Source organism: Armatimonas sp. (assembly GCF_031410135.1).
In the GTDB taxonomy this organism is placed as follows: domain Bacteria; phylum Armatimonadota; class Armatimonadia; order Armatimonadales; family Armatimonadaceae; genus Armatimonas.
This window is the reverse complement of the sequence record NZ_JANNYP010000929.1, coordinates 1-3,350: the sequence shown is the minus strand read 5'-3', so window position 1 is coordinate 3,350 and position 3,350 is coordinate 1. Positions and strand designations below refer to the sequence as shown.

General features: G+C 60.4%; 2 protein-coding genes. One reads left to right on the top strand and one right to left on the bottom strand.

The annotated features are described in order from the left end of the window. A partial coding sequence (locus RMO15_RS33100; RefSeq protein WP_309723621.1) for an ABC transporter ATP-binding protein occupies positions 1-1,809 on the top strand: 1,809 nt, incomplete at its 5' end. Here the strand turns inward: RMO15_RS33100 and RMO15_RS33095 are convergent. Further along, the coding region (locus tag RMO15_RS33095) for a rhamnogalacturonan lyase (protein ID WP_309723618.1) at positions 1,791-3,350 on the bottom strand (1,560 nt) is incomplete at its 5' end. The genes RMO15_RS33100 and RMO15_RS33095 overlap by 19 nt on opposite strands.

Here is a 3,350-nt window from a genome sequence, read left to right as displayed (position 1 = left end):
ACGTTTGGGTTGCAGAACCGCAACACGGGCGGCGACGGGCCGCAGAAGCCGCTGGATCGGGTGCTACTGCGGCGCGTGCTGACGTGCCTTGCGCCCTACAAGACGCTCTGGGTAGGGATTTTTGGCTGCCTTGCCGCCAACGCCGCGCTCGCGGTCGCGCCGCCGCTCTTGGTGCGCGGGATTCTCGACGATGCGATCCCCAAGCACCAGCCGACGCTGCTTTTCTGGCTTGTGGGTGGGATCATTGGCGTGAATATCGTCATGGGACTACTCGGAGTTCTCCAGAGCTTCCTGAGCGCACAAGTTGGCGAGGGCTTGCTCTACGACCTGCGCAACCGATTATTTTTACGTTTGCAGCAGATGTCGCTGAGCTACTACACGACGACGCGTGCTGGGGAGATCGTGGCGCGGGTGAGCAGCGATGTCGGGGCCGTGCAGGGCGTGGCGACGGGCACAGTGATTAGCATTGCCAATAACTTGCTGACCGTGATTGCCACCATTATCGTGATCTTTGGGATGAACCCGAGGCTGGCGCTGGTGGCGCTGATTGTCGTGCCGGGCCTGTATCTGCCGACAAAGCTGGTCGGGAAGCTGCGGCGCAGGCTCTCCACCGAGGCGCAGGAGACTCAGGCGGACTTGCTGGCCTTTGTGCAGGAGCGCCTCCATGTCGGCGGGATGCTCCTCACACAGCTCTACGGCCAAGCCCCTGCCGATGCAAGTGCGTTTGAGAAACTCACGCAGCGGGTGAAGTCGCTCAACCTCAAACAAACCCTGGCGGGGCGCTGGCTGTTCATGAGCCTGAGCGTCTTTTCTGTGGCTGGCCCTGCGCTCATTTATTTGTTTGGTGGCATCGAGGCACTGAGTGGGCGGCTGACCTTGGGAAGCATTATCGCCATTGTGGCGTATCTGGCGAATCTCTACCGCCCTCTCGCCAACCTCGCCAATGTCTACGTGGATGTGCAGGGTGCGCTGGCAATCTTCGAGCGTATCTTCTCGCTGCTGGATCAAGACCCTGAGATCGCCGATGTAGCAAATGCTAAAACGCTCACTCAGACACGGGGCGAGGTGCGCTTCGAGGGCGTGGGCTTTTCCTACCCAAACGCCACGACGCCTGCGCTTTCCGAGCTCTCATTTACGATTGCGCCCGGCGAACGTGTGGCCTTGGTCGGGCCAAGTGGCGCGGGAAAGACGACCATCACCTACTTACTGCCGCGCTTCTTCGATCCCACGGAGGGCAAGATCACGCTGGATGGCTTGGATCTACGAGAGATTACACTGGAGAGCCTGCGTGCTCGGATTGGGATGGTGACCCAGGAGACCTTTCTCTTCCATGCCAGCGTCAAACAAAACCTGCTCTACGCCCGCCCCGATGCCACCCAGGAGCAGCTCATCGCCGCCGCCAAGTCCGCCCATATCCACGACTTCCTCGCCGGACTCCCTGAGGGCTACGACACAATCGTCGGGGAGCGGGCCTTTCGGCTCTCGGGCGGGGAGCGTCAGCGCCTCTCGATTGCCCGTGCGCTGCTCAAGAACCCGCAGCTTCTTATTCTGGATGAGGCCACAAGCAGCCTCGATGCCACGTCGGAGTCGCTCATTCAAGAGGCACTGGAGACGCTGCTCCAGAACCGCACCGCGCTGATTATCGCCCACCGGCTCTCCACGATCCGAACGTGCGATAAGATCGTCGTTCTGGAGCAAGGCCGTGTGGTCGAGGTCGGGCCACATGAGACGCTTCTGGCGCAAAACGGGCTCTACGCCGAGCTCTACCAGAAGCAGTTCAGAGACGGGGATCAGCGCTCACCCAGATAAAATCCAGGCTGGGTGGGCTGGTTATAGCCGACATTTTGCCAGGCGACACTGAGGCGGTACTGTGGGTCGTGGAGGAGCGTGGTGAGGCGATGACCAGTGGGAATGGTCGTGGTGTAGATGCGCAGGGACTTGTTGTCGGTCGTGCGCAGGATCACTTCCTCGCGCCAATCGCCGAGGATATCGGCGCAGAGGGCGGGTGTGGACTTGGTGCCGTTATTGCTGACACAGTCTGTGGCCGTGAGGAGGTTCTTCTCGGTCTCGCCTATCCAGTCCCACTTGGTGATCTTGTTGCCGTCGAGCAGCTCACGCAGAAAGTCGCCGTCCCACCAGACCCCAAAGTTGCAGGAGCGCGGCTTGTTTTTGGAGATCTGCTCTCCTTTGACGTTCCAGACACCGCTGAGGCCCTCGCCCGACGCCCAAAGCTCGTAGCCCGTGTGGCGCGGGTCTATGTCAAAAGCGACGCCGCGCCCCACATCGGGGCAGGGCTTGCCAAAGAGTAGCGCACCGGTGCGGGCATCGCGTAACTCCACGCCAGATTGGTGGTTGTTGTGCTCGTGGATATCAAAGACTTCGAGACCAGGGCGACTCGGATCAATATCCGAGAGATGCAACGCATCGCCGTGACCGAGCCCCGTGGAGTAGAGCCCCGTGCCATTGTCATCAATCGCCATCGCGCCGTAGATGATCTCGTCTTTTCCGTCGCCATCCACATCCCCCACAGAGACATTGTGGTTGCCTTGACCGCGCCACTTCTTCGGGTCGGCCTGCTTGTCCGAGTCAAAGACCCAGCGCGGGGTGAGCTTACCGCCGCGCCAGTCCCAGGCGGCCAGCACGGTGCGCGTGTAGTAGCCCCGGCAGAAAACCAGGCTGGGCTGCTTGCCGTCTAAGTAGGCGACGCAGGCGAGAAACCGATCCACGCGGTTACCGTAGCCATCCCCCCAGTCCTCGACTTTTCCACGGGCAGGGACATAGTCGGTCGTGGCGAGCGCCTTACCTGTCTTGCCCTCAAAGACCGTCAGAAACTCCGGGCCATCAAGAATGTAGCCCTTGTCATTTGCCCAGCTCTTGCTCGCATCCCCGATCACTTTTCCCGTGCCATCTACCGTGCCATCGGCGGTCTTGCAGGCAAGCTCTGCTTTTCCATCGCCATCGAAGTCGTAGACAAGAAACTGGGTGTAGTGGGCTCCTTCGCGGATATTCTTCCCGAGGTTAACCTCCCACAGAAACGTCCCCTCCAGCTTGTAGGCCTGCAAGATCGGCGGATCGGTGGTTCCCGCCTGAGAGTTATCTTTAGCGCGCCCCGTCATATGGACAACCAGCTCTAAACTACCATCGCCATCCAGATCCCCCACGGAGCAGTCATTGGGGCTGTAGCCAGCTGGAGTACGCAACGCAATATTTAAGTACGGTGCCTCCGAGAGGGTGACAGGCTTGCTCTGCCCACCACTACCCGCCTGCACCGTATAGCGTGCTCCTTTGGGAGCCTCTGTATCCACAAAACAAGTTGCCCCCGTCAGTGGCTTAGGTGTGAGTTTTCTCCC